The 24,200-nt window shown below is 63.7% G+C and carries 23 protein-coding genes; 16 read left to right on the forward strand and 7 right to left on the reverse strand.

Translation table 11 applies throughout. The features are described from left to right. The first annotated feature begins 17 nt into the window (after positions 1 to 17). A complete protein-coding gene (locus tag FSY59_RS00970) occupies positions 18 to 278 on the forward strand; it encodes a hypothetical protein (RefSeq protein WP_148728311.1) in 261 nt (86 codons plus the stop codon). 131 nt (positions 279 to 409) lie between these two features. Here the strand turns inward: FSY59_RS00970 and FSY59_RS00975 are convergent, their stop codons facing one another. The 4 genes from FSY59_RS00975 to FSY59_RS00990 all read right to left on the reverse strand — a co-directional run bounded on the left by FSY59_RS00975 (position 410) and on the right by FSY59_RS00990 (position 5,764). Beyond that, positions 410 to 901: a hypothetical protein gene (locus FSY59_RS00975; protein WP_003057362.1), complete on the reverse strand. Its 492-nt coding sequence runs from the start codon at positions 899 to 901 to the stop codon at positions 410 to 412. Between the two features lie 110 nt (positions 902 to 1,011). Beyond that, positions 1,012 to 1,395 (reverse strand): cytochrome c, encoded by a 384-nt coding sequence (locus FSY59_RS00980; protein ID WP_050872732.1) that lies wholly within the window; start codon positions 1,393 to 1,395, stop codon positions 1,012 to 1,014. Positions 1,396 to 1,607: 212 nt separating this feature from the next. Next, entirely contained in the window at positions 1,608 to 3,734 is a 2,127-nt protein-coding gene (locus FSY59_RS00985; protein WP_043371361.1) for an NAD(P)/FAD-dependent oxidoreductase, read from the reverse strand. Positions 3,735 to 3,748: 14 nt separating this feature from the next. After that, complete coding sequence (locus FSY59_RS00990) at positions 3,749 to 5,764, reverse strand: NADPH-dependent 2,4-dienoyl-CoA reductase (protein ID WP_148728312.1); 2,016 nt, start codon at positions 5,762 to 5,764, stop codon at positions 3,749 to 3,751. Positions 5,765 to 5,918: 154 nt separating this feature from the next. On the opposite strand from FSY59_RS00990, the gene FSY59_RS00995 reads away from it, so the two are divergent. Continuing rightward, positions 5,919 to 6,692 carry a 3-alpha-hydroxysteroid 3-dehydrogenase gene (locus FSY59_RS00995; protein ID WP_003057355.1) on the forward strand — a complete coding sequence of 258 codons (774 nt, stop codon included), beginning with the start codon at positions 5,919 to 5,921 and terminating at the stop codon, positions 6,690 to 6,692. Between the two features lie 109 nt (positions 6,693 to 6,801). Continuing rightward, a complete protein-coding gene (locus FSY59_RS01000) occupies positions 6,802 to 7,179 on the forward strand; it encodes a steroid Delta-isomerase (RefSeq protein ID WP_003057354.1) in 378 nt (125 codons plus the stop codon). Between the two features lie 347 nt (positions 7,180 to 7,526). Here the strand turns inward: FSY59_RS01000 and FSY59_RS01005 are convergent, their stop codons facing one another. Together FSY59_RS01005 and FSY59_RS01010 are read right to left on the reverse strand one after the other, a co-directional pair. Further along, positions 7,527 to 7,967 (reverse strand): acetyltransferase, encoded by a 441-nt coding sequence (locus tag FSY59_RS01005; protein WP_148728313.1) that lies wholly within the window; start codon positions 7,965 to 7,967, stop codon positions 7,527 to 7,529. Between the two features lie 45 nt (positions 7,968 to 8,012). Continuing rightward, positions 8,013 to 8,924: a LysR family transcriptional regulator gene (locus FSY59_RS01010; RefSeq protein ID WP_148728314.1), complete on the reverse strand. Its 912-nt coding sequence runs from the start codon at positions 8,922 to 8,924 to the stop codon at positions 8,013 to 8,015. Between the two features lie 109 nt (positions 8,925 to 9,033). On the opposite strand from FSY59_RS01010, the gene FSY59_RS01015 reads away from it, so the two are divergent. Both FSY59_RS01015 and FSY59_RS01020 read left to right on the forward strand, forming a co-directional pair. Further along, positions 9,034 to 9,801, forward strand: coding sequence for an SDR family NAD(P)-dependent oxidoreductase (locus FSY59_RS01015; RefSeq protein WP_148728315.1), 768 nt, complete (start codon positions 9,034 to 9,036; stop codon positions 9,799 to 9,801). A gap of 126 nt (positions 9,802 to 9,927) precedes the next feature. Further along, on the forward strand, positions 9,928 to 10,329 hold the full coding sequence (locus FSY59_RS01020) for a GFA family protein (RefSeq protein ID WP_148728316.1): 402 nt from the start codon (positions 9,928 to 9,930) through the stop codon (positions 10,327 to 10,329). A 45-nt stretch (positions 10,330 to 10,374) separates the two neighbouring features. Here FSY59_RS01020 and FSY59_RS01025 read toward each other — a convergent pair whose 3' ends face one another. Next, entirely contained in the window at positions 10,375 to 11,187 is an 813-nt protein-coding gene (locus tag FSY59_RS01025) for an enoyl-CoA hydratase (protein ID WP_043371379.1), read from the reverse strand. 108 nt (positions 11,188 to 11,295) lie between these two features. On the opposite strand from FSY59_RS01025, the gene FSY59_RS01030 reads away from it, so the two are divergent. The 11 genes from FSY59_RS01030 to FSY59_RS01080 all read left to right on the forward strand — a co-directional run bounded on the left by FSY59_RS01030 (position 11,296) and on the right by FSY59_RS01080 (position 24,018). Continuing rightward, entirely contained in the window at positions 11,296 to 12,087 is a 792-nt protein-coding gene (locus FSY59_RS01030; protein ID WP_003057341.1) for an SDR family oxidoreductase, read from the forward strand. An 18-nt stretch (positions 12,088 to 12,105) separates the two neighbouring features. After that, entirely contained in the window at positions 12,106 to 13,050 is a 945-nt protein-coding gene (locus tag FSY59_RS01035) for a Zn-ribbon domain-containing OB-fold protein (RefSeq protein ID WP_003057339.1), read from the forward strand. Between the two features lie 15 nt (positions 13,051 to 13,065). Then, the gene (locus tag FSY59_RS01040; RefSeq protein WP_003057337.1) at positions 13,066 to 14,169 is read left to right on the forward strand and encodes an acyl-CoA dehydrogenase family protein; all 1,104 of its coding nucleotides are present in this window, start codon (positions 13,066 to 13,068) and stop codon (positions 14,167 to 14,169) included. Between the two features lie 12 nt (positions 14,170 to 14,181). After that, positions 14,182 to 14,598: a MaoC family dehydratase gene (locus FSY59_RS01045; protein ID WP_003057334.1), complete on the forward strand. Its 417-nt coding sequence runs from the start codon at positions 14,182 to 14,184 to the stop codon at positions 14,596 to 14,598. Between the two features lie 32 nt (positions 14,599 to 14,630). After that, complete coding sequence (locus FSY59_RS01050) at positions 14,631 to 15,803, forward strand: lipid-transfer protein (protein WP_043005774.1); 1,173 nt, start codon at positions 14,631 to 14,633, stop codon at positions 15,801 to 15,803. 16 nt (positions 15,804 to 15,819) lie between these two features. After that, positions 15,820 to 17,001 carry an acyl-CoA dehydrogenase family protein gene (locus tag FSY59_RS01055; protein ID WP_003057330.1) on the forward strand — a complete coding sequence of 394 codons (1,182 nt, stop codon included), beginning with the start codon at positions 15,820 to 15,822 and terminating at the stop codon, positions 16,999 to 17,001. A 30-nt stretch (positions 17,002 to 17,031) separates the two neighbouring features. Then, positions 17,032 to 18,843, forward strand: a complete 1,812-nt coding sequence (locus FSY59_RS01060) for a long-chain-acyl-CoA synthetase (RefSeq protein ID WP_148728317.1) — start codon at positions 17,032 to 17,034, stop codon at positions 18,841 to 18,843. Further along, positions 18,836 to 19,918: an MBL fold metallo-hydrolase gene (locus FSY59_RS01065; RefSeq protein WP_003057325.1), complete on the forward strand. Its 1,083-nt coding sequence runs from the start codon at positions 18,836 to 18,838 to the stop codon at positions 19,916 to 19,918. Before FSY59_RS01060 ends, FSY59_RS01065 begins: the two co-directional genes overlap by 8 nt. Next, positions 19,915 to 21,111, forward strand: coding sequence for an acyl-CoA dehydrogenase family protein (locus tag FSY59_RS01070; RefSeq protein WP_050872711.1), 1,197 nt, complete (start codon positions 19,915 to 19,917; stop codon positions 21,109 to 21,111). Before FSY59_RS01065 ends, FSY59_RS01070 begins: the two co-directional genes overlap by 4 nt. 71 nt (positions 21,112 to 21,182) lie before the next feature. After that, positions 21,183 to 22,310 (forward strand): acyl-CoA dehydrogenase family protein, encoded by a 1,128-nt coding sequence (locus FSY59_RS01075; protein ID WP_148728318.1) that lies wholly within the window; start codon positions 21,183 to 21,185, stop codon positions 22,308 to 22,310. A gap of 1 nt (position 22,311) precedes the next feature. Then, a complete protein-coding gene (locus tag FSY59_RS01080) occupies positions 22,312 to 24,018 on the forward strand; it encodes a class I adenylate-forming enzyme family protein (protein ID WP_043371397.1) in 1,707 nt (568 codons plus the stop codon). Positions 24,019 to 24,200 lie beyond the last annotated feature (182 nt).

The following is a 24,200-nucleotide window of genomic DNA, read 5'->3' on the forward strand; positions in this document are numbered from 1 at the left end:
ACAAGCGCAGTCCTGTCATGAGCGATGTCAACGCACAGTTGGAAGCCATCGTGCTGCAGATGCGGGCCGGGCAATGGAATGGCGCGCACGATGCCGTGCAGCAGCATGAAGGCCTGCTTGCAGCCTGGTTGCATGGGCTGCTGCATCTGCAGGAGGGCGATCTCGAGGACGCAGAGAACTGGTACGAGCGTGCCGGCCAGCGTTTCAGGCATCGCGGCACGCTGCAGCAGGAACTGGACCGGTTCGAGGCCGCACTGCGCTCTCGGCCCGGTGCGTGAGCTTCAGGCCGGCTCGCTGTCCGGTATTCGGCCTCTGGCCGTCACGGGTGCTGGCTGGTGTTGACGGCCCTCTCGGTGAACAAGCTCCTCAGGTCTGCGGAGAGCGGCGCCGGGCCATTGCCCGTCCTGGCTCAGTCCTCGCTGTAACGCGGGTAGCCTGCGTCTGCCCAGCGCTGCGCGGAGGCACGGTTGAGGCCATGGTCGGGCCGGACTCTTACCTTGGCCAGCTCGCTGCCGTCGGCCGCGGTGGCCGTGAGAGTCGCCGTGGGGTTGTCCTCATCGGGCTCGATATCGAGCGCCACGGTCACGCGCGATCCGCGAACATCGATCTGAATGGCTTTGTGCAACAGCGCCGCCTGGTGCTGCTCATGCCGGCGTATGACTTCGCTGGCGGTCTTCACCAGGGTGTTGAAGGCCGATACATCAAGAGGCTTGGGGTTCTTCTTGTCGCGCCCCATGGTCCATGGGCCGACCAGAGCGGGCTCCGCCTGGCCGTCCTGAGTCATGGACACGGCCCAGCCATCGTCGTCTTCATTCTTGATGACGCGGGCTTCCCAGCCCTTGTGATGCCAAAGGCGGTCTTCGAAGATGGAGAGGTCTTCTTGTTCGAGTTCTGCTGACATGTCTGGACCTTGGTCGGGGAGGTATCAAGTCCAGAGTCTACTGTTTCTTTATACAGTTTGCGGGGCTGGGTCTATACAGGCCAGGGCGTCCCGGGCAGGGGCGGGCGCAGTCATCGGCTTTTTGAAATCACGTCGCTCATGTATTTGTTCAGGTCGCGAAAATCCTGCACCGTCCAGGGATGCGGGGCGAGCTTGACCCCGTTCTCCCGCAGGGTTCTGGGAATCAGGTCCCCGTTCGGTCGGAGTATGACCGAGGAAACAATGACGCCCGGATATTCCTGGAGCCGCTTCCTGAAAGCTGCGCTGGTCAGATCCGGCGTGGGAGGATTGCTTTTCCTGGCCAAGGGGCCGGTGCCCTTGATATCTGCACCGTGGCAGACGGCACATCTCTGGGTGAAGAGATTTTTTCCATTGTTGTTCTGTGCAGAAGCCGGTGCTGCCTGGGTGAGCACCAGAACTCCCAGCAAAGCGATGAAGCATTCCCTTGCGTGCATTGGGTCTTGTCGTCGGTCGTGAGGTTGGAGGGGCCCGAAAAGTATAGGGCTGCTGGCCTGAAGCGGTGGCTTGCGGCTGGACGCAGTCCGGTGACTGTTTCCTGTTGCTCCGGGCAGACCAACTGGCGCCCAGCGGCAAAAGGCCGACACTGCCTGCCGTAGTTTTTGCGAAGAACCGCCTGCAGGCGGTCTCGGCTCTCCGGTCAGTGGCTTCAGACTTCGCGCCCGGCCTGATGGCCGGAATGCATGGCCCCCTCGATATAGCCCAGGTCCCGGCAGTCCCCGATGCGGCGCACGGGAATCCGGGTAAGGGCTTGCAGCTGCTCGGCGACGCTGGAATCGGCCTCGGCGCCTATGGCCAGCACCACGGAGTCGGCGGGCGTACGGTATTCCTCGCCTTTCTTGTCCGTCCAGACGACTTCCTTGCGCTCGATGCGCGTGACGCTGGACTGCATCAGCAGCTTGCCGTGGTTCTTCACGGTGTCGTACACGCGCCAGCGGCGCACGATGGCCAGTTCGGTGCCGGGGTGGGTACCGGGGTCCAGCACGGTGACTTCGCGGCCGCGATCGAGCAGGAATTCGGCCAGCTCCAGACCGACCAGACCTGCGCCGATGATGACCACGCGCTTGCCCAGGGGCATCCATAGCTTGGACAGATTCTGGATCGCTGCCGTGCTGTCCGTCACCTTGAGCATGCCGCCGGCCTTGAATAGTGCGCGCTCGGCCAGATTCAGCTTGGCCTTGGCAATTTCGTCGGCCCGGTCGCCCGTCATCAGGCGGCGCAGCTCGTCGCCGCTCCAGACATGGCTTTGCTGGGCGCCCTCGATGGCGGGGGCGGCACGCCTGGCGCCGGTGCCCACCAGAATCTCGTCGGGCTGCAACTCGGCCAGCAGTCCGTCATCGACCGTGGTGTTCAGGCGCAGCTGGATGTTCGGGTGGTCCATCTGCCGCACCAGATAGTCGAGCAGGCGGCCGTTCTCGGGATAGGCCAGGGCGGCAAAGAACAGCGTGCCGCCGAGGCGGTCGCTGCGCTCGACCAGCGTCACGCGGTGGCCGCGCAGGGCGGCAACGCGCGCCGCTTCCATGCCCGAGGGGCCGCCGCCGACGATCAGCACATGCCTGGGTTTGGCCGCAAAGGCAATGGTCTTGACGGCTTCATGACCGGTCAACGCATTGACGGCGCACTTGATGCCGCGGTTGACGAAGATTTCGCTCACGCAGGCATAGCAGTAGATGCAGGGGCGCACGTCGCCGGCCGCATTGGCCTGCAGCTTGTTGACCATGTCGGGCTCGGCCAGCAGCTTGCGGCCCATGGCCACGAAGTCGATCTCCCCCCTGGTCACGGCATCGGCGGCATCGTCAAGCTCCCAGCGTCCAGCCGAGATGATGGGAAGGCTCACGGACTGCTTGAACTGCCGCGCAAATTCGCGGTAGGCGTTCTGCTTCTGCGGAATCGGGGCGTCGGTGAACGCCGAGCCGGTGGGCATGCGGGCATAGGCCGAGACGCTGATGGCGTCCATGCCCAGTTCCTCGCAGAGCCTGGCGGTCTTGAGTGCCTCGTCCATGGTGATGCCGCCGGGCGTGTGCATCTCTTGCGCGTCCAGACGTACCCAGACCGGATAGTCGGGGCCCACGCGCCTGCGCACCTCGGTCAGCACCTCGCGCAGCAGGCGGCTGCGGTTCTCGTAGCTACCGCCGTACTCGTCGGTGCGGCTGTTGAAGAAGGGCGAGAGAAAATTGGCGATCATGTAGTTGTGCGCGCAATGCACTTCCACCGCGTCGAAGTTGGCCTGCTTGGCGCGCAGGGCCGCAGCGGCAAACCACTCCACCATCTGCGCGATATCGGCCTTGTCCATGATGCGGTAGCGCTCCGGGTAGGGGCCGACGCCGACAAAGGTCGAGAACTCCTTGGGCGTGATGGTGCGCATGCCGTCGTGAACCGGGCCGTCGGGCGGCATGGAGGACACCCACATTTCGCGGCCGCAGGCGCGGTCGTGGGCGGCGACCTTGCCGCTGTGATTGATCTGCACCGCGATCTTGCCGCCATGGGCATGGACGCGGCGCGTGACCTCAGCCAGGCCGGGGATGAAGCTGTCGTTGGAGATGCCCAGCTGGTGCGGCTCGCTGGTGCCCGAAGGCCAGGAAATGGCCGTCGTTCCCATGATGATGAGACCGGTTCCACCCTGAGCCCTGGCTTCGTAATAGGCCTGGGTGCGTTCGCCGCAGCAGCCGTCGTCGCCGCCGAAGTTCTCTCCCATGGGGGCCATGGCGACGCGGTTCTTCAGCTCCATGGAGCCGATACGTCCTGTCTGCAGCAGGGATGCGTGGGGATTGTTCATTTTCTCGCTGTCTCCTATAGTTTGCGGCCGAGTTCGGCGCCTTCCTCGATGGCTCTCGCAGCATCAATCTTGTGCGCATTGCGTGCACCGCCAATCACGGTATGCGCAATACCGCAGGCCTGAAGCCTGGGCGACCAGGGGTCGTGCGACTCCTGTCCGGCGCAGACCACGATGTGGTCCACGCTCAGGCAGCGCTGCTCGCCGCGTATGCGCAAGTGCAGGCCGTTGTCGTCGATATGGATGTATTCCACGTCGTTGAACATGCGTGCGCTCTTGTTCCTGATCCGGGCGCGGCGGATCCAGCCCGTGGTGGTGGGCAGGCTGCTGCCCATGGCCGCCTTGCTGCGCTGAAGCAGCCAGATCTGACGCGGCGAATCGGCTTTCTCGCTGGCCTTGATGCCGCCGCGCAGCTGGCGCTCTGGATCGATGCCCCATTCGCGGTCGAAGGCGGCCACGCTGCCGTCGTCGGCCTTGTGATGGGACAGCAGCTCGGCCATGTCAAAGCCCAGCGGCCCCGCGCCCACGATGGCCACGCGTTCGCCGACAAAGCGGGGGCTGCGCAATGCCTCGATATAGTCCACCACCTTGGAGCTGTTCTCGCCCTCGATGCCGCTGCGCCGCGGTGTCACTCCCGTGGCCACGACCACATGATCAAAGCCGCTCAAGGTGTCGATGTCCGGTGTGGTGTTGAGCCGCAGCTCTATGCCCAGGCGCTGGATCTCATGCTCGAAATAGCGCAGCGTCTCGCCCAGCTCCTGCTTGCCGGGCACTTTCTGCGCCAGAAAGAACTGGCCGCCGATGCGGATGCCGGGCTCGAACAGCGTCACCTTGTGGCCCCGGTCGGCCGCCTCGCGCGCGCAGGCCAGTCCCGAGGGGCCCGCGCCGAGCACGGCGATCTTGCGCGGTGCTGCGGCTTTTTCCTGGGGCCATTCCCATTCCCGGCAGGCTCTGGGGTTGACCAGGCAGCTGACCTGCTGGCGCGTGAAGATGCGATCCAGACAGGACTGGTTGCAGGCAATGCAGGTGTTGATGGCGCTGTTCTGGCCTGCCTGCGCCTTGCGCACAAAGGCCGGGTCGGCCAGAAAGGGGCGGGCCATGGCCACCATGTCGGCATGGCCCTGGGCAATCAGGTCATCGGCCACTTCGGGAGTGTTGATGCGGTTGCTGGCCGCCACGGGAACGCTGACCGCATGCTTGAGCTGCTCGGCTGCCCAGCTGAAGGCCGCGCGCGGCACCATCATGGCGATGGTGGGAATGCGCGCTTCATGCCAGCCCACGCTGGTGTTGAACAGGTCCACGCCAGCGGCTTGCAGCTGGCGGGCCAGGTCCAGCACTTCCTTCCAGTGGCTGCCATGCTCGACCAGATCCATCAGGGACAGGCGAAAGCTGATGACGAAGTTCTCGGGCACGGCCGCGCGTATGCCTTGCACGATGCGCAGCGCAAAGCGGCTGCGGCCGGTGGCATCGCCACCCCATTCGTCGGTGCGGAAGTTGGTCAGCGGCGCCAGGAACTGGTTGATCAGATAGCCCTCGCCGCCCATGACTTCCACGCCGTCATAGCCGGCTTCACGGGCCAGGCAGGCACAGCGTACATAGTCGGCAATGATCTGCTCGATCTGGGCCGCGCTGAGTTCGCGCGAGCTGCGGCTGCTGAGCTTGGAGAGCACGCTGCTGGGCGAGACGCCGCCGCTGCCGTGGTCGTAGCGGCCCACATGCAGTTGCTGCATGAGGATGTGGCAGCCCTCGGCATGCACTGCGTCCGTGATGAGGCGATGCCGGGCCGCCTGCTCGTGCGTGCACAGCGTCGAGAACTCGGCATGCTCGGGCATGCCCAGTGCGTACTCGTTGACGCCGAAGCCGCCGGTGACGATGAGCTGCAGCCCCTCCCGGGCACGCTCGGTGTAGAAGAGGGCCAGCTTCTCGAAACCCTGAGCCTGATCCTCCAGCCCGGTATGCATGGAGCCCATCAGAATCCGGTTCTTGAGGGTGAGATGGCCGATGGTGATGGGTTGGAAGAGATGGGGGGACATGGCTGGTTTCCTCACACGCAAACGTTGCGCCAGTGTAGAAATGGCCACGGTAAATTCTCCCTAGGGGAATCACATCGTCCGTTTGCATGTAGTCTGACTTTTCGTGATGGGCTTTGATGTGCGCCATCACAACCCAGACCCAAGGAAACAAGACATGTCCATCATCGTGATGAGCGGCTGCGCCACCGGCATCGGCGCCGCCACACGCAAGGCCCTGGAGGCGGCCGGCCACCAGATCGTCGGCATCGATGTCCGCGATGCAGAAGTGATCGCCGACCTCTCGACGGCCCAGGGCCGCAGCCAGGCGGTCGCCGATGTGCAGGCCAGGTGCGGCAAGAGCATGGACGGCCTGGTGCTGTGTGCCGGCCTGGGGCCGCAGACCAAGGTAGTCGGCAATGTGGTTTCGGTCAATTATTTTGGCGCGACCGAGCTGCTGGACGCTTTTCTGCCGCTGCTGGAACAGGGCCGCCAGCCCGCTGCCGTCGTCATCTCGTCCGTGGCTTCCGCGCATCTGGCGCACGACAGGAACCCGCTGGCACCGGCACTGGAAGCCGGCGAGGAAGCCAAGGCCCGCGCCATTGTCGAACAGGCGGGGGAGCAGGGCGGCAACCTGGCCTATGCAGGCAGCAAGAACGCTCTCACGGTGGCCGTGCGCAAGCGCGCCACGGCATGGGGCCAGGCCGGCGTGCGCCTGAACACCATCGCCCCCGGCGCGACCGAGACGCCTTTGCTGCAGGCGGGCCTGCAGGACCCGCGCTATGGCGAATCCATTGCCAAGTTCGTGCCTCCGCTGGGCCGTCGCGCCGAGCCCGCCGAAATGGCATCCGTCATCGCCTTTCTCATGAGTGAGGCCGCCAGCTATGTGCATGGCGCGCAGATCGTGATCGATGGCGGTATCGACGCGGTGATGCGCCCGACGGGATTCTGATTCCCCCTGAGCCGCCTTGTGGCTTGCTCCCGGGAGACAGGAGCCTGGCTGCCTTAGACCTGGGGCCGTCTTGCTCGGGAGCGCCTTATTCTGGAATTCTGGAGCTGAGATGAACTCTGTTGAACATATGACCGCAGTTGTGCAGCGCTATGTGGCTGCGCTCAACGCCGGCGATCTGGACGGCATCGTCGCGCTGTTTGCCGATGACGCCACGGTGGAAGACCCCGTGGGCTCCGAGCCCCGGCGCGGCAGGGAGGCGATTCGCGCGTTCTATGCCAACTCGCTCAAGCTGCCCTTGGCGGTGGAGCTGACGCAGGAGGTGCGCGCGGTTGCCGACGAAGCGGCCTTCGCCTTCATCGTCAGTTTCGAGTATCAGGGCCGCAAGACCGTGATTGCGCCCATCGATCACTTTCGCTTCAACGAGGCAGGCAAGGTGGTGAGCATGCGCGCCTTGTTTGGCGAGAAGAATATTCACGCCGGCGTCTGAGCAAGCTCTTCAGGCTACGTCACAGGCCATGACGGTTCTTTTGACACAGGCGCCGATACCAGGATTCTGCAGCGCAGGCGCAGCGCCGATCTCGCATCGCTTCGCTCGGTCTATGGCGAGCTTGCCCCGGAGCTGCAGAAGCCATGGCGCTGCCGAGCCGCAGCGTCCCATGTCTGTCATGCTCTGTATTCAGAAGCGGCTTACGATTGACTGCATTCAAATTTTAAATGTTTTATAGCTGAAATCAATAATGGGAATGCGCTATGTGCTCTTGTTTAAATAGCATATGAGGCGCTGAATGCATTGAGTCGGGCTGGATCGGCGCTTGGTCCAGCCAGGCCGGGCCTTCAGGGATTGGCGTATTTCAGATGGATGATGGGGTAGGCGCGGCCTTGCCCGTCGAGCGCAGAGCGGCCCGTGCGCTTGAAGCCCAGGCGTTCGTAAAAGCCCACTGCCTGCGCATTCTGCTCGTTCACGTCGGTGCTCATCTCGGGGTGCAGTGTCAGGCCGTGGCGCACCAGCGCCGCACCGAGGCCCCGGTGCCGGAAGGCAGGGTCCACAAACAGCGCCTCCATATGGCCCTGGTCCATGAGCATGAAGGCCAGGGGATGGTCCTGCTCGTCGACAGCGAACCACAGCGGGGCGTTTGGCAGAAAGCCGCACACCATCTCATCAATCTCGGCGCGATCCTGCGGACTCAGAAAGTCATGCGTGGCATCAACGGCATGGCGCCAGATCTCTATCGCTCGTGCCCCTTCGTCGGGGCGGGAAGCTCGAATGGAAGTCATCGCCGGATTATGGGCACCAAGCATGCTTGCCCCGGGGGCCGGGCATCAAGAGCGGTGCATGCCTGTCAGATGGGGCTCCAGCACCTCGGTGATCCAGTTCAGGAAAGCGGTGACCCGCGGCGCAATATGTCTGCGATGCGGGTAGAGCAGGGACACCGGCATGGGCGCCGCCTTGAAGTCGGGCATGACCTCGACCAGCAGACCCTGATCCAGCAGATGGCGCACACCCCTGACGGGTGCCTGAATCAGGCCCAGACCGGCAAGACAGGCTGCCTGGTAGGCATCCGTGCCGTTGACCACCAGTGCGCAGCGCATGGGCTGCAGGGCGGTCTCCCTGCCACGCTGATACTCCCAGCCCGCGCCATGCCGTCCGAGCTGGTTTGCATAGTGAATGATCCGGTGGCGTGACAGATCGGCCAGTGTTGCGGGTGTGCCGTGGCGCTCCAGATAGGCGGGGCTGGCCAGGTTGCACATCTCCAGCGCGCCGAGCGTGCGGGCGATCAAGTCGGTATCTGCCAGCGGGCCGATGCGCACCACGCAGTCAAAGCCCTCCTGCACCACATCCACGCGGCGGTCGCTGGTGCTGATGCCTACTTCCAGCAAAGGGTGGGCCGAGAGGAATTCGGGCAGTTTCGGAAGGACGACGTCTCGGGCCAGGGTGTTGGGCATATCGATGCGCAGGCTGCCCCGCAGTCCGCTGGTGGCGGGCTGGAACATGGCTTGCAGCTGTTCCAGGTCGGCCATCAACTCCTTGCTGCGTTCGAGGAACTGCTCGCCATCGGCAGTCAGCCGCACATGTCTGGTGGTGCGTTGCAGCAGACGGGTTCCGAGCTGCCTTTCCAGCTGCTGGACCACGGTCGACACACGGCTTTTGGTCAGCCCGAGCTGGTCTGCGGCCAGGGTGAAGCTGGAGAGCTCGGCAACGCGGGTGAACACATGAAGCGCATTGAAGTCCATGCTCTTGATTGTATTTTCAAAGTGAACAGTGAGATCTTTATCAAGGTGTTTATTCATGGATTGAGAACACCTAAAGTCCTGGCTTGTTGACATCCTCCATGAGACCGACATGCAAGCATCTTCACTCCGTATCGCATTGATCACCGGCGCAAGCCGTGGCCTGGGCCGTAGCGAAGCCCTCAAACTGGCCGAACTCGGCGTTCATCTGATCGTCACTTACAAGGACAGCGAAAGCGATGCGCAGGAGCTGGTCTCCCGCATCGAGGCGCTGGGCAGCCGCGCCGTGGCGCTGCGCCTGGACGTGGGCGACAGCAAGAGCTTTGCTGCGTTTGCCGAACGTGTCAGGGGCGTGCTGGCCGACACCTGGCAGCGCGAGCAGTTCGACTATCTGGTGAACAATGCCGGCATCGGCTTGGTGGCGCCGTTTGCCGAGACCACGCAAGAGCAGTTCGATCTGCTCGTCGATATTCACCTCAAGGGCACGTTCTTTCTGACGCAAAAACTGCTGCCCCTGATCAGGGACGGTGGACGCATCGTCAATACCTCGTCCGGGCTGGCACGTTTCAGCTTCCCCGGCTATGCCGCCTATGCGGTGATGAAGGGCGGTATCGAAGTGATGACACGCTATCTGGCCAAGGAACTGGGGGCACGCGGCATCGCCGTGAACACCATTGCTCCCGGCGCCATAGAGACCGATTTCGGTGGCGGCGTGGTGCGCGACAATGCACAGGTCAATGCCCATATCAGCGGCCTGACTGCCATGGGCCGGGTGGGCCGCCCCGACGATGTGGGCGCCGCAGTTGCCGCCTTGCTGGCGGATGGCAACAACTGGGTCACGGGCCAGCGCATTGAAGTCTCTGGCGGCATGATGCTCTGAGCAGGCTTCGATCCAGAGGAATCCATCCGGATTTCCCGGGGTGAGCGGTATTGGGCATGCAGGCGCGCAGCGGCAGAGGTGAGGCCTGCGGCCCTGTTTTTGAATAGAAGATTTGGAGACCGAGTCGTGCCCGAGAACTACCTGGGAAGCTGTTTATGTGCAAGAGTCGCCTATCGACTGCTGTCGCCGCCCAGGGCCGTGACTCACTGCCATTGTGGGCAGTGCCGCAAAAGCCATGGCTCCGCGTTCGCAAGCTATGGCGCCGTGCCGCGCAAGGACTTGTGCATAGTCTCCGGGCAGAGCGATATCAAGTCCTATGCCTCTTCGGCGTCCGTGCACAGGCAGTTCTGCCAGCACTGCGGCTCGTCGCTGTTCTGGTCCAGGCAGGCCGGCGACTGGGCCGACTGGATATGCATAGCGCTGGGCACACTGGACTCGCCTTTCAAGGCATCACAGCAAAAGCATGTGCACCTGGACTCCCGGCCCTTGTGGTCGGATTTTGCCGATGGCTGCATGTCGCATGACTGAGAGATAGTCCTCTGCCAGTGCTCCCGGATCCGAGGCAGAAAGCACTCATTCCCCCTTGAATTGCGGCTGGCGTTTCTCGATGAAGGCATGCATGCCTTCCTTCTGGTCCCGGGTTGCAAACAGAATCTGGTTGGCCTTGCGCTCCAGCATCAGGGCGGCATCCAGCGAGGCATCCATGCCGGCAATCACCACTTCCTTGATCTGCTCCACGGCCAGCGGCGGCATGGCGGCGATGAGTTTTGCCATTTTCAGAGCCTCAGGGATTACCTGATCGTCTGCACAGACTAGGCTGACCAGACCCATGGCGCAGGCCTCGTCGGCGCTGACGGGTTTGCCGGTCAGCAGGATGCGCATGGCCTGGAACTTGCCCACGGCACGCACCAGACGCTGGGTGCCGCCGATGCCGGGCATGATGCCGATGCGAATTTCGGGCTGGGCAAAGCTGGCACCGCGGCCGGCAATGATGATGTCGCAATGCATGGCCAGCTCGGCCCCGCCTCCAAAGGCATAGCCGCAGACCGCCGCGATGATGGGCTTGGGGCATTTCTCGATCGGCGCCCAGACCCGCTCCGTGTGGCGCTTCATGATCTCTATGGGGCCGCAGGAGTCCATGCTCCGGATGTCGCCGCCCGCTGCGAACACCGTGTCGCCGCCGGTCAGAACAATGCAGCGCACGCTGGCGTCTGCGCTCAGCGCGGTGAAGGTTGTGGACAGCGCGGCCTGCAGGGACAGGCTCAGTGCATTCGTGGCCTGAGGGCGGTTGAGCTGCACCACCGCCACGCCATTGTCCTGCTGCCGAACCAGCAGTTCCTCCTGCGCGGAATTCGTGTTTTCAATAGCAGTAGGCGTTGCTGACATTAGGTTTCCCAAGGAGTTGAACAGGGTCGATGGTCGTTTTCAGGCAAGAGACCAACATCGTCCTTTTGGACGTATCTGCTGCCGGTGCCGAAATCTAAATTGGCAGCCATGGATACGAACAACGACTTTCAAAACAAGGTGGTGCTGGTCACCGGCGGCACCAAGGGCATAGGCAAGGCCATTGCGCAGGGATTTCTCGCCGCAGGCGCCACGGTGGTGGTCTGCGGGCGCCAGCAACCCGAAGCGCTGCCCGGTGCGGGCGGTCGCCGCGCGGACTTCATGGCCTGCGATGTGCGCGAGGCCCAGGCCGTCAAGGACATGGTCGATGAGGTGCAGCGCCGCCATGGTCGCCTGGACGTTCTGGTCAACAACGCGGGCGGCGCTCCCCATGTGGATGCGGCCACGGTATCGCCGCGCTTTCATGAAAGCGTGCTGCGCCTGAATCTCTTTTCGACCCTGCACGCCTCTCAGGCCGCGAATGCCGTGATGCAGCAGCAGGACGGTGGCGGCGTGATTGTCTGCATCGGCAGCATCAGCGCGCTGCGCCCTTCGCCCGGTACGGCGGCCTACGGCGCAGCCAAGGCTGCGGTGCTGAGCCTGGTCAGCTCTCTGGCGGTGGAGTGGGCACCCAAGGTGCGGGTGGTGGCCGTCAGCCCCGGGCTGGTGCGCACCGAGCAGTCGCATCTGCACTTCGGGGACGAGGCCGGTATCGCCTCGGTCGCGCAGACCATTCCTGCGGGCCGCCTGGCCGAACCCGAGGACATTGCCAACGCCTGCCTGTATGTGGCCTCGCAGAGCGCTTCCTACATGAGCGGCACCAATCTGCTGCTGCACGGCGGCGGCGAGCGCCCCGCATTCCTGAGTGCCTCGAACTCGGAATCCGTACCGCAGAAACACTGAATTTCAAAGGAGACAATCTTGACCGATCAAGACTGGATGGCAGAAGTCCGCAGCTATGTGGGCAAGCAATACGGGCGTGTCTATGCCTGGGACAAGGTCAACAGCCCCATGATTCGTCAGTGGTGCGAGCTGATGGGCGTGGCCGTCAAGACCGACAGGGAGGGCAAGACCGTTGCGCCTCCTGCCATGCTGCAGGTCTGGTGCATGGAAGGGCCGGTGCAGAACAACTACCCGCCCGGCTCCACGACCGAGAATCCCTATGAAGTTCTGAAGCTGATCGAGGCACAGGGCTTCCCTTCCACCGTGGCGGTGAACTCGGAGCTGAGCTTCGAGCGCGATGTGCTCGAGGGCGAGGATCTGTACTACACGACACGCCTGGAAGCCATCAGCGAAGAGAAGACCACGGCCCTGGGAACAGGCTACTTCGTGACTCAGATCATGGAGTATTTCTCGATCAAGGCCCCGGGCGGCGAAGACGAGAAGGTCGGCCAGCTGATGTTCCGCGTCTTCAAGTTCCGACCCGCCAATGTGCAAAAGGCCGAACCTGCGCCGACGGCGGCCGCGAAGATCAAGCGACCCGCTCCCGGTGTCAGCGATGACAACCGCTTTTTCTGGGAAGGACTCAAGGAAGGAAAGCTCCTGATTCAGCGCTGCAAAAGCTGCGGCGATCTGCACCACCCACCAGGTCCCGTCTGCCCCCAATGCCATTCCTTCGACTGGGACACGGTCGAGGCCAGTGGCCAGGGCACGGTGTACTCCTTCGTGGTCATGCACTACCCCGAAGTTCCGCCTTTCGACCACCCCAACCCCATCGGCCTGGTGGAGCTGCAGGAGGGCGTGCGCGTGATCGCCCAACTGGTCGGCGTCAAGCCCGGCGAGGTGCAGATCGGCCAGAAGGTGCAGGTGGAGTTCAACACCTTTGATGGTGATCTGACTCTGGCCCAGTTCCGCCCCGTGGCCTGATGCGAGGAGGCCGTCATGGATTTTCAACTCAGTGAAGACCAGCGTGCGTTTGCCGACATGGCGCAAAGCCTGTTCGCCGACTATTGCACGGACGACAAGCTGCGTGAGCACGATGCCTCGGGTCAGCCCTTTATGCAGGAGCTGTGGCAGCAGTGCGTGGCTGCAGGCCTGCACAGCATTCTGGTGCCGGAAGCCGCAGGGGGTCTGGGTCTGGGCATGAGCGAGATGCTGGCCGTGCTGGAGCAGCAGGGCCGTGCGCTGGCGCAGGTGCCGCTGTGGCAGCAGCAGGTCGCCGCAGCCGCAGTTGTCAGGTTTGCCGAAGGGCAGGACGCAGTCGTTCAGTCAGCCATGCAGGGCGAGCTGCTGGCTTTGTCGCTGCAGGCTGCCGTGGCCACACGCGGGCCGGCGCTTCAGTTGCAGGGTGACCGACTCAAAGGCCAGCTGCAAGCCGTGCCGTTGGGCGAGCAGGCCCAGATGGCTCTGGTGGCGGCGGCGGCGGGCGACGAGATCAGGCTGGTGCTGGTGAGCTTGCAGGCCGATGGCGTCAGTCGCGTGGCTGGCATGCGCGAGGACTATTGCGCGGTGGCAGACATCAGCTTCCGCAACACACCGGTGCTGGCCGTGCTGGGCGGTCGCGCGCTGGACTGGGTTCATGAGGCGGCCATCGCCTGCCTGGCCAGTCTGCAGCAGGGCGTGACGCAGGAGCAGCTGCGTCGCACGGTCGAGTATGTGAGCGAGCGCAAGCAGTTCGACCGACCCATAGGCAGCTTCCAGCTGGTCCAGGGTCAGATGGCCGACGGCTACATCCTCATGCAGGCACAGCGCAGCGCGCTGAGCCAGCTGGTCTGGCGTCTGGATGCCGGCCTGCCCTGCGTGCCTCAGGCCCATGCGGTGCGTGCCCAGTCCAACGAGCTGGGCCTGAAGGTGGGCCGCGTTGCACAGCATGTGCATGGTGGCATGGGGGTGGACGTGACCTATCACATCCACCGATTCATGTTCTGGTGCCGTGCGCTGGCTGCCGAGCTCGGCAGTGCCGAACAGCACCTGGAAGCGCTGGGCCAGTGGCTCGCAGACAACGACACGCTCGGCTGGAAGTACGACCTGCCCGAAGACCGCTAAGGAGACAACAACATGGCCAATCAATCTATTCGCTTCGAGTCGGTGAACGTGGGCGACGAGCTGCAATCCGTGAGCGTGCCCATCACCGTGCCGCTGATTGCCGGCGGTGCCATCGCCACGCGCGACTATTTCCCCGGTCACCACGACCGCGATGCTGCGCGCGAGCTGGGCTCGCCCCATATCTTCATGAACATCCTGACCACCAACGGTCTGGTGCAGAGCTTTGTCGAGAGCTGGGCTGGCGACGAGGCGCGCCTCATGGATCTCAAGATTCGGCTGGGTGCGCCCAACTATCCCGGCGACACCATGAAGTTCACGGGCTCCGTGACCGAGAAGAACGAGGCCACGCGCAGCGTTCAGATCACGCTCAAGGGCAGCAATTCCATGGGCTCTCATGTCAGCGGCACCGTGCAAGTGGCCCTGGCCTAAGAACAACAAGCGGAGACATTCCTGTGAACGATATGAATATTTCCGGTCGCGCCGCCATTGTGGGTCTGGGTGCAACAGAATTTTCCAAGAACTCGGGCCGTACCGAGCTGCGTCTGGCCATGGAGGCGACGCTGGCTGCGCTCAGCGATGCCGGCATCGACCCCAAGGAGGTGGACGGCTTTTCCTCGTACTCCGTGGACAAGGTTCCCGAGTATGAAATCGCCCGCCTGCTCGGGGCTCGCAATGTGAGCTTTTTCTCCCAGGTACCGCATGGTGGTGGTGCGGCCTGCGGCCCCGTGCTGCATGCGGCCATGGCCGTGGCCACGGGCATTGCCAAGACGGTCGTGGTCTACCGCGCCATGAATGAGCGCAGTTGGTACCGCTTCGGCACCGGCAGCTATGGCTTTGGCAGCACGCCATTCTTTGACAATGTGAACTATGGCTGGTACATGCCCCACGGCTTTCACACACCGGCATCCTGGGTGGGCATGTTTGCGCGCCGCTATATGCACAGCTTCGGTGCCACCAGCGAGGACTTCGGCCGTGTGGCCGTGGCCGTGCGCGACTTTGCCGCCACCAATCCCAACGCATTCTTCTACGGCAAGCCCATCACACTGGAGGAGCACCAGGCCAGCCGCTGGATCTGCGAGCCGCTGCACCTGCTGGACTGCTGTCAGGAGTCCGACGGTGCCGTGGCCATGGTCATCACATCGAGCGACCGTGCCCGCGAGATGAAGGCCAAGCCGGTCTACATCAAGGCTGCAGCCCAGGGCATCTCCGACGGTCAGCAGTCCATGACTTCCTTCTACCGCGAGGACATCACCGGCCTGCCCGAGATGGGGCATGTGGCCAGCCAGCTGTGGCAGCAAAGCCGCCTGACGCCCAAGGATGTGCAAAGCGCGGTGCTATACGACCATTTCTCGCCCTTTGTGCTGCCTCAGCTCGAGGAGTTCGGTTTCGTCAAGCGCGGCGAGGCCAAGGATTTCATCCGCGGCGGCGAGCATGCGCGCGGCGGCTCCCTGCCCGTCAACACCCATGGCGGTCAGCTGGGCGAGGCCTATATCCACGGCATGAACGGCATTGCCGAAGCGGTGCGTCAGATTCGTGGCACTTCGGTCAACCAGGTCAAGGACGTGCACAACATGGTGGTGACCGCCGGTACCGGCGTGCCCACCAGCGGCCTGATTCTGGGCGACGAGGCCTGATGGCAAGGAGACATTCATGTTCATTGACCTGACTCCCGAGCAGCATGCGCTGCGCCTGAAGTGCCGCGACTACTTTCAGGCGCTGATGACGCCCGAGCTCAAGGCCCGCATGCGCGGTGCCGAGGGCGGCGACGAATACCGCGAGCTGATCCGCAAGATGGGGCGCGATGGCTGGCTGGCGATTGGCTGGCCCAAGGAGTTCGGCGGCCAGGGCCTGTCGGCCACCGAGCAGCTGATCTTCTTTGAGGAAGCGAATATCGCCGGGGCTCCACTGCCTTTCGTCACCATCAGCACTGTCGGTCCCGCGCTGATGGAGTATGGCACCGAGGCGCAGAAGCAGGAGTTTCTGCCGGGCATGGCCAGCGGCGACATCATCTTCGCCATTGGTTACTCCGAGCCCGGTGCCGGCTCCGACCTCGCCATGCTCAAGACGCAGGCCCAGCTGCAGGGCGATCTGCAGACCGGGCACTTTGTGGTCAACGGCCAGAAGCTGTGGACTTCAGGCATCGAGTCGGCCGACTACGTATGGCTGGCTGCCCGCACCGACCCGGAGCTGGCCCGCCACAAAGGTATTTCCATCATGGTGGTCGATGCCCGGGACAAGGGCTTTTCGCACACGCTGATTCAGACCGTGGGCAATTACACGGCAGCCACGTATTTCGACAATGTTGAAGTGCCCGCAGCACGTCTGATCGGCCAGCTCAATGGGGGCTGGAAGCTGATCACCGCCCAGCTCAACCACGAGCGCCTGGGTCTGGGGGCCTGGTCGGACAAAGTGTTCGGCCCCTTCGCCAAGGTGCTGCAGTGGGCCAAGGCCAGGGACGAGCAGGGCCGGCGCGCTGTCGATCAGGCATGGGTCAGGCGCAGCCTGGCCGAGTGCTATGCCCGCCTTGAAGCCATGCGGCTGACCAACTTCCGCATCGCTGCCAGTCTGGAAGCCGGTGCCATGGATGTGAGCCTGGCTTCTGCCACCAAGGTCTATGGCTCGGAAGGCGTGGTCGAGGTGCTGCATCGATTGATGGACATCGTGGGCAGCAGCGCTTTGGTGCGTGGCGGCTCGGCGGCGTCCTATCTGATGGGCGAGCTGGAGTATGAGCTGCGCGCCTCCACCATCAACACCTTCGGTGGCGGCACGAACGAGATCCAGCGCGAGCTGATTGCCCAGTTCGGCCTCGGCATGCCACGTCCTCAGCGCTGATCTAAGACAAAAAAACCAAGGAGACATGTGATGAGCGACACGACTGTGGTGTCGCGCGAGCAGACCCAGCTCAAGCTGGATCGTCGCGCGCCCATTGCGGCCAAGTACATGGCCGATACGCCCTACACCATGGCCGATCGCCTGGAGGACTGTGCGCGAGATTTCGGCGAGCGCATCTTTCTGACCGAAGGCGATGTGCGCTACACCTACGCGCAGTTCAATCAGCGCGCCGATCAGGTGGCTCGTGCGCTGCACGGGCAGGGAGTGAGAAAAGGCGATGTGGTGGCCATGGCCATCGAGAATCGTCCCGCCTTTTTCTTTGCCTGGTTCGGCGTGGCCAAGCTGGGGGCCGTGGTGGCCTTCATCAACACCCATGTGACGGGCAAGCCGCTGACGCACGCGCTGGAGGTGACCAGGGCCGGCCATGTGATCGTGGGCGAGGAATGTGTGCAGCGCTTTGCGCAGACCGAAGGTCTGAACACCGCACTGAACTACTGGCACTGGCCGGATGAGGACAGGCCCGCGGAAGCGGAAGTTCTGTCGCAGTTCGGTCCGGATCTGCAGGCGTTGGCCGCGAGCCAGGACGACTCACCCGTACCGCTTGCATGGCGCGAGGGCGTGCTGGCCGGCGATACGGCCCAGTACATCTTCACCTCCGGCACCACGGGCCTGCCCAAGGCTGCGGTCATCAGCCATGCCCGCTGGCTGATGGCGGGAGACTCCATGCAGCTGCTCTGGGAAATCACCCGGGACGACTGCTTTTACTGCTTTCTGCCGCTCTACCATGGTGCGGCTTCCATGTCGCTGACCGCAACCGCCATGGCTGCAGGCGCGCGCATCGTGGTGCGCCGCAAGTTCAGCCGCAGCGAGTTCTGGCGCGATATCCGCACGCATGGCATCAGCTTTTGCCAGTATGTGGGGGAGATCTGCCGCTTTCTGCTCAGCGCGCCTGCGACCGACCAGGACCGGGAGCACAGCTTGCGCAAGATGGCTGGAACCGGGCTCACGCCGGAGATCTGGCAGCAATGGACCTCGCGCTTCGGCGCCGTGTTCCAGATTTACGAGGGCTGGGGCGGGACGGAGTCCAACACCAACACCATCAATCTTGACAATCGGATCGGCTCCTGCGGCCGTGTGCCCTTCTGGGAGAAAACCAATCTGCGCCTGGTCCGCTACGACCAGGAAAAAGGCGATTACATCCGCGACGAGAACGGATTTCTGCAGCTGGCCGGCGTGAACGAGCCCGGCGAAGCCATAGGCATGGTCATTCAGTATCCGGGCGTGGTCGCCGGGCGCTTCGAAGGCTATACCAGCGAGGAAGCTTCCGAGAAGAAGCTGCTGCGCAATGTCTTCCAGCCGGGCGATGTCTGGTGGACCTCGGGCGATCTGCTGCGTTGCGACGAAGACGGCTATTGCTGGTTTGTGGACCGCATCGGCGATACCTTCCGCTGGAAGAGCGAGAACGTATCGACCATGGAGGTCGGCGATGCGCTGGGGGACTTCAAGGGCCTGGATGCAATTACCGTCTATGGCGTGCAGGTTCCCGGCCATGGCGGTCGTGCAGGCATGGCCGCCATGGTGATGCATGAGGGTGCCGGGTTTGACCCCGGAGCCTTCTGGGAGCTGGCCATCTCCCGCCTGCCACGCTATGCAGCACCGCTGTTCGTGCGCCTGATGGATACGCCGGACATGACCGGCAATTACAAGCTGCGCAAGGTGGATCTGCAGAAGCAGGGCTATGACGGCGTTCCCGGCGCCGATCCGCTGTTTGTGCGCAATGACAGGCTGCAGACCTATGTGCCGCTGACTGCCGCCGCACTTGAAGAGGCTCTGCGTGGCTAGCGCCGTCGCGCAGGAGCGCGTACGGGCCAAGCCCGCAGAGGTGCTGCGCTACCCCTTCGAGCCGCCGCCAGCCGATGGCAGCCATGTGGAGATCGTGCCCGGCCTGCTGTGGCTGCGCATGCCCATGCCCATGGCCCTGGATCACATCAATGTCTATCTGCTCAGGGACGGCGACGGCTGGGCGCTGGTGGACACGGGGCTGGGAATCCCTGCCACCTTCGAGCTGTGGGAGAAGATCTTTGCGCAGAAGCTGGCCGGACAGCCGCTGACCCGCGTGATCTGCACCCACTGCCACTATGACCATGCGGGGGCGGCATGGTGGTTGCAGCAGCGCTTTGGCGTGCCGCTGCTCATGACCTATGGCGAGTTCATGATGCTGCGCTCGCTGATGGGGCCGCCGCCCGATCCGCTGCCCGAGGCGCATCGCGAGTTCTATGTGCGTGCAGGGGTGAGCAGCGAGGAGCTGGACAGCATGCTGACTGCCATGCGCAAGGACCCGTTCATGCCCAGGCAGCCCAGCCATTACCAGCGCATTCATCCGGGCGAGCTGCTGCAGATCGGGGAGCGCCAGTGGCGCATTGTGCTGGGCGAGGGACATTCGCCCGAGCATGCCTGTCTGTATTGCGAGGACGAGGGCATTTTGCTGGCCGGTGATCAGGTGCTGCCGCGCATCACCTCGAACGTGATGGTCAGCCCCATCGAGCCGGAGGGCAATCCGCTCAAGCTCTGGATCGATTCGCTGCATCGACTGGGTGAGCTGCCGGCCGACACCCTGGTGCTGCCATCGCATCAGGGCGTGTTCTACGGCCTGCACGAGCGTCTGGTCCAGGTGCACGAGCACCATGCCGAGCAGTTTGCGCTGCTGACCGGGCATCTGGGCCAGGTGGGGTGCGCAACGGCGGCCGAACTGGTGCCGGTGCTCTTTCCCCGGCTGCGCAGTCCCGTGGATCGCCTGATGGCCCTAGGGGAAACGATAGCCCATTTGAACCTGCTTCACCAGGATGGAGTGCTGTTGCGCACCGCGGGTGAAGGCAAGATTGCATATTTCTCGTTGGCCGAGGTGAGGAAGCCATGACGGAACTGGAAACATTCAAACAAGACGTGGCGCAGTGGCTGGAGGAGAACTGTCCTGCGAGCATGCGCCGCCCCATTGTCTCCGAGGAGATGGTCTGGGGCAGCTCCCGGCTGCAGTTCACGAGCGAGGATCAGAAACTGTGGTTCGAGCGCATGCGCGACCGCGGCTGGTTCGCGCCGTCCTGGCCGCGTGAATACGGCGGTGGAGGCCTCTCTCCCAAGCAAGCCCGCATCCTGGACACGGAGATGGCCCGTCTCGGTTGCCGCCAGCCCCAGTACAACCTGGGCGTGTGGATGCTGGGGCCGGTCCTGGTGGAGGTGGGGACGCACGAGCAAAAGCTCGAGCATCTGCTGCCCATGATGCGCGGCGAGCAGCGCTGGTGCCAGGGCTTTTCGGAGCCCAATGCCGGCTCGGATCTGGCCAGCCTCAAGACCTCGGCCAGGCGCGTGACGGACGAGCAGGGCGAGGCCTATATCGTCAACGGGGGAAAGATCTGGACTTCGGACGGAGACAAGGGTGACTGGATGTACGCGCTGGTCCGCACCAGCAGCGAAGGCAAGAAGCAGGACGGCATCAGCTTCCTGCTGATCGACATGAAGAGCCCGGGCGTCACGGTCAAGCCCATAGAGCTGATCAGTGGCAAGTCCAGCTTCTGCCAGGTCTTCTTTGACGACGTGCGGGTGCCTGTGCGCCAGCTGGTGGGCAGGGAAGGCGAAGGCTGGTCGCTGGCCAAGAAACTGCTGCAGCATGAGCGTGCGGCCATGTCCAAGTTCACGGAAGGCGGCGCGCCCTCGCACGATGCTCTCAGGACCGCACTGCCCTATATGGTGGATGACCAGGGGCAGGTCCGCGATGGCGCACTGCGCGACAAGCTGGCTGGACTGCTGATGGATGCACAGTCTTTCGCCCTGACCCATCGCCGGGTGACCGAAAAGGCGCTGGCGCGCCAGGATGTTTCCGGCCCCTCCAGCATCATGAAGCTGGTGCAGACCGAGCAGGAGGTTGCCAAGTACGAGCTGCTGCAGCAGGCGCTGGGCCTGCGTGGCCTGGGCTGGGATGCCGGCGATGACTTCACGGCCGACGAGATCGAGGTAGGCCGTGCCTGGCTGCGCTCCAAGAGCTACACGATTGCCGGCGGCAGCTCGGAGGTGCAGCTCAACATCATTGCCAAGCGGGTGCTGGAACTGCCTTGACCGTGGGCTGCAATGCGGCTTGGCGCCACGCTGCGGGGCGGCGGACAACGAATTGAAATGGAGACAAGAATATGACCATGCTTTTGTCGCAAGAGCAGGAACTGCTCAAGGACAGTGCTGCAGCCTTTCTCGCGCAGGAAGCGCCTGTGGCCCAGCAGCGTCGCCTGCGCGATGCAAAGGTGGAACAGGGCTTTGATACGTCGCTGTGGCAGCAGATGGTGGAGATGGGATGGCCCGTGGCGGTACTGCCCGAATCGCATGAGGGGCTGGCTGCAGGCTATCTGGGCATGGGCGCCGTGTTTGAGGCGATTGGCCGCAACCTGTCGGCCCAGCCGTTGCTGAGCCAGGCCGTGCTGGCACCGGAGCTGCTGATTCGCGCGGGCTCTGCGGCCCAGCAGGCGCAGTGGCTGCCCCTGCTCGCCAGTGGTCAGGCCAGGCTGGCGCTGGCCCTGGAGGGAAAAGCCGGCCAGCATCAGGCCGATGCATCGGGTGCGGTGGCCGAGCAGTCCGGCACAGGCTGGAGCCTGAGCGGCGAAAAGGCCTTTGTGCTGGATGGCGTGGGCGCCAATGGCTTTGTGGTGCAGGCCGTCTCGGGCGAAGGTGCTCCCGGCCTGTGGCTGGTGCCTGCCGATGCCCAAGGTGTCAGCGTCAGCCCCATGAGCGTGATAGACAGCCGCAACATGGCGCGCGTGCGGTTTGACCAGGTGGCTCTGAGTGCCGAGATGGCACTGGTGGCCAGGCCGGCGGCTCGGGCGCTGGAGGAAGTGCTGGACCGGGCCAGAGCCTGTCTTGCCGCAGAGTCGCTGGGCCTGCTGCGTGAGGTGTTCGAGCGCACGACAAGCTATCTGAAGGAGCGCGTTCAGTTCGATGTGCAGATCGGCTCATTCCAGGCATTGCAGCACCGTGCGGCACGCCTGTATGTGGAGCTTGAGCTGCTGGAGAGCTGCGTGCTGGCGGCCCTCGAAGCCATTGACTCGGGCCGCGAAGACAAGGTGCCCGAGCTGGTCAGCATGGCCAAGGCCAGGGCGTCCGAGCTCTGCGAGAAGCTCTGCAACGAGGCCATACAGCTGCATGGCGGCATCGGGGTGACGGACGAACTGGACATCGGTCTGTTCTTCAAGCGGGCACGCGTCTTGCAACGCCTGCTGGGCGACGGCAGCTATCACCGCAACCGCTTTGCACAACTGAAAGGTTTCTGAGATGAGCGATGCCTTGGTTTCCATAGGTGAAAAGATCCGCAGCGTTCGCGCTCAGCTGACGGCGGCGGGCGCACCTTTTGAAGTGCAGCAGATCACGCTGCCCGATGGGCGCAGCGTGGCCGCCTATCGCAATGCGTTTCAGAATCTGGCCCAGCTGATCGATGCGGGCCGGGTCCACGGTGCGGCCGAGTTCATGGTCTATGGCGATGATCGCTGGACCTTCGACCGCTTCTTTGCCGCAGCCGACGCACTGGCCAGCCGCTTGCAGAAGCAGCAAGGCCTCAAGGCCGGCGACCGGGTGGCCATCGCCATGCGCAACCGCCCCGAGTGGGCGGTGGCCTTTGCTGCCACGGCCTTGCTTGGCGCCGTGCCGGTGCCTCTGAACAGCTTTGGTCTGAGCAGCGAACTGATGGCCAATCTGGAGGACACGAGTCCGGTGATGCTGATCTGCGATGCCGACCGCCACGCTCGCATCAGCCAGGCCATTGCGCAGACTGCCATCAAGACGGTGGTGGTGGATGGCGAGGCTGGCGACATCAGCTGGCTGGCGCTGACCGCAGGCGGTCATGATGGCTTTGTGTCGCCGCAGCTGAGTGCCGATGAAGCTGCGCTGATCCTGTTCACATCGGGTGCCACCAGCCGTGCCAAGGGCGTGGAGTCCACGCACCGTGCCGTGTGCCAGGGCATCTTCAATATCGACTTCATCGGCGCAGTGGCGGCCATGACCTCGCCGGACGCGATTGCCGCCATCATGGCGCGGCAGCTGCAGCCGACCACCTTGTCGGCCGTGCCGCTGTTCCACGTCAGCGGCCTGCATGCCCAGCTGCTGGTCAGCCTGCGCCATGGCCGCCGCCTGATCTTTGTGCACCGCTGGGAGCCCGAGAAGGCTGCCGAGCTGATCCGCAACGAGAAAGTCACCCAGTTCAATGGTGCGCCCAGCATGGTGCAGCAGCTGATCGGCCTGCCCGGCTTCGAGCAGCCGCAAAGCTCGGGCAATCTCTCCGGCGTGGGCTTTGGCGGGGCGGGACTGCACCCGCGCCTGATCGATGAGGTGCTGACCAAGTTCAAGGGGCGCATGTCCGGCATAGGATTTGGACTGACCGAATCCAACGGCGTCTGCGCAGGCAGCTCGGGTCGCATGTTCGAGGAGCATCCGCGTAGCTCGGGGGTGCTGTCGCCCATCATCGAGGTGCGTATTGCCGACCTGGATGGCGCCGCCCTGCCCGTGGGGCAGAGCGGCGAGATCTGGCTGCGGGGCGTGACCCTGATGGAGCGCTATTGCGGCGACGAGGAGGCTACCGCCAAGGCCATGCAGGGGGGCTGGTTCCACACCGGAGACATAGGCTTTCTGAACGATGAGGGCTTCCTGACCATCGTCGACCGCATCAAGGACGTGATCAACCGCAGCGGTGAAAAGATTGCCGCGGCCGAGGTCGAGGCCTGCCTGCTGCAGCATGAGTCGCTGGAGGAGGCCGCCGTGTTCTCCATGCCGCACGAGGTCACGGGCGAGCAGGTCGTAGCCGTGGTGGTCGGGAAATCGTGGAGTCAGGTCACTCCAGAGCTGCTTCGCGAGTTCGTGGCTCAGCGGCTGGCCAGCTACAAGGTGCCCAGCCGTATCGTCGTGCGTGCCGAGCCTTTGCCGCGCAATCCCGCCGGCAAGATGCTCAAGGCATCGATTCGCAAGGAATGTGCCCATCTGCTGAGTTGATGCCCGGATCGGGGTGGTTCTAGGACTTTCCCGATCTGCTTTCCAAAGCCTGCTGCTGCCTCGCGCACCAGCAGGCTTTTTCATTGGGAAAAACTCTTTGAGTTACCCATGTGGACTAGGTCTCTAGGGTCTGTCAGTAGTCAACTCAGACGATGGTTGAACAGACCTGCTGACGCAGTATG

Source organism: Comamonas sp. Z3, assembly GCF_008121565.1.
In the GTDB taxonomy this organism is placed as follows: Bacteria; Pseudomonadota; Gammaproteobacteria; order Burkholderiales; family Burkholderiaceae_C; genus Comamonas; species Comamonas brasiliensis.

What these genes read in the sequence shown, in the direction of transcription:
- FSY59_RS00970 (WP_148728311.1), top strand. Translation starts at nt 18, where the DNA reads ATGAGCGATGTCAACGCACAGTTGGAAGCCATCGTGCTGCAGATGCGG.
- FSY59_RS00975 (WP_003057362.1), bottom strand. Translation starts at nt 901, where the DNA reads ATGTCAGCAGAACTCGAACAAGAAGACCTCTCCATCTTCGAAGACCGC.
- FSY59_RS00980 (WP_050872732.1), bottom strand. Translation starts at nt 1,395, where the DNA reads ATGCACGCAAGGGAATGCTTCATCGCTTTGCTGGGAGTTCTGGTGCTC.
- FSY59_RS00985 (WP_043371361.1), bottom strand. Translation starts at nt 3,734, where the DNA reads ATGAACAATCCCCACGCATCCCTGCTGCAGACAGGACGTATCGGCTCC.
- FSY59_RS00990 (WP_148728312.1), bottom strand. Translation starts at nt 5,764, where the DNA reads ATGTCCCCCCATCTCTTCCAACCCATCACCATCGGCCATCTCACCCTC.
- FSY59_RS00995 (WP_003057355.1), top strand. Translation starts at nt 5,919, where the DNA reads ATGTCCATCATCGTGATGAGCGGCTGCGCCACCGGCATCGGCGCCGCC.
- FSY59_RS01000 (WP_003057354.1), top strand. Translation starts at nt 6,802, where the DNA reads ATGAACTCTGTTGAACATATGACCGCAGTTGTGCAGCGCTATGTGGCT.
- FSY59_RS01005 (WP_148728313.1), bottom strand. Translation starts at nt 7,967, where the DNA reads ATGACTTCCATTCGAGCTTCCCGCCCCGACGAAGGGGCACGAGCGATA.
- FSY59_RS01010 (WP_148728314.1), bottom strand. Translation starts at nt 8,924, where the DNA reads ATGGACTTCAATGCGCTTCATGTGTTCACCCGCGTTGCCGAGCTCTCC.
- FSY59_RS01015 (WP_148728315.1), top strand. Translation starts at nt 9,034, where the DNA reads ATGCAAGCATCTTCACTCCGTATCGCATTGATCACCGGCGCAAGCCGT.
- FSY59_RS01025 (WP_043371379.1), bottom strand. Translation starts at nt 11,187, where the DNA reads ATGTCAGCAACGCCTACTGCTATTGAAAACACGAATTCCGCGCAGGAG.
- FSY59_RS01030 (WP_003057341.1), top strand. Translation starts at nt 11,296, where the DNA reads ATGGATACGAACAACGACTTTCAAAACAAGGTGGTGCTGGTCACCGGC.
- FSY59_RS01040 (WP_003057337.1), top strand. Translation starts at nt 13,066, where the DNA reads ATGGATTTTCAACTCAGTGAAGACCAGCGTGCGTTTGCCGACATGGCG.
- FSY59_RS01045 (WP_003057334.1), top strand. Translation starts at nt 14,182, where the DNA reads ATGGCCAATCAATCTATTCGCTTCGAGTCGGTGAACGTGGGCGACGAG.
- FSY59_RS01050 (WP_043005774.1), top strand. Translation starts at nt 14,631, where the DNA reads ATGAATATTTCCGGTCGCGCCGCCATTGTGGGTCTGGGTGCAACAGAA.
- FSY59_RS01055 (WP_003057330.1), top strand. Translation starts at nt 15,820, where the DNA reads ATGTTCATTGACCTGACTCCCGAGCAGCATGCGCTGCGCCTGAAGTGC.
- FSY59_RS01060 (WP_148728317.1), top strand. Translation starts at nt 17,032, where the DNA reads ATGAGCGACACGACTGTGGTGTCGCGCGAGCAGACCCAGCTCAAGCTG.
- FSY59_RS01070 (WP_050872711.1), top strand. Translation starts at nt 19,915, where the DNA reads ATGACGGAACTGGAAACATTCAAACAAGACGTGGCGCAGTGGCTGGAG.
- FSY59_RS01075 (WP_148728318.1), top strand. Translation starts at nt 21,183, where the DNA reads ATGACCATGCTTTTGTCGCAAGAGCAGGAACTGCTCAAGGACAGTGCT.
- FSY59_RS01080 (WP_043371397.1), top strand. Translation starts at nt 22,312, where the DNA reads ATGAGCGATGCCTTGGTTTCCATAGGTGAAAAGATCCGCAGCGTTCGC.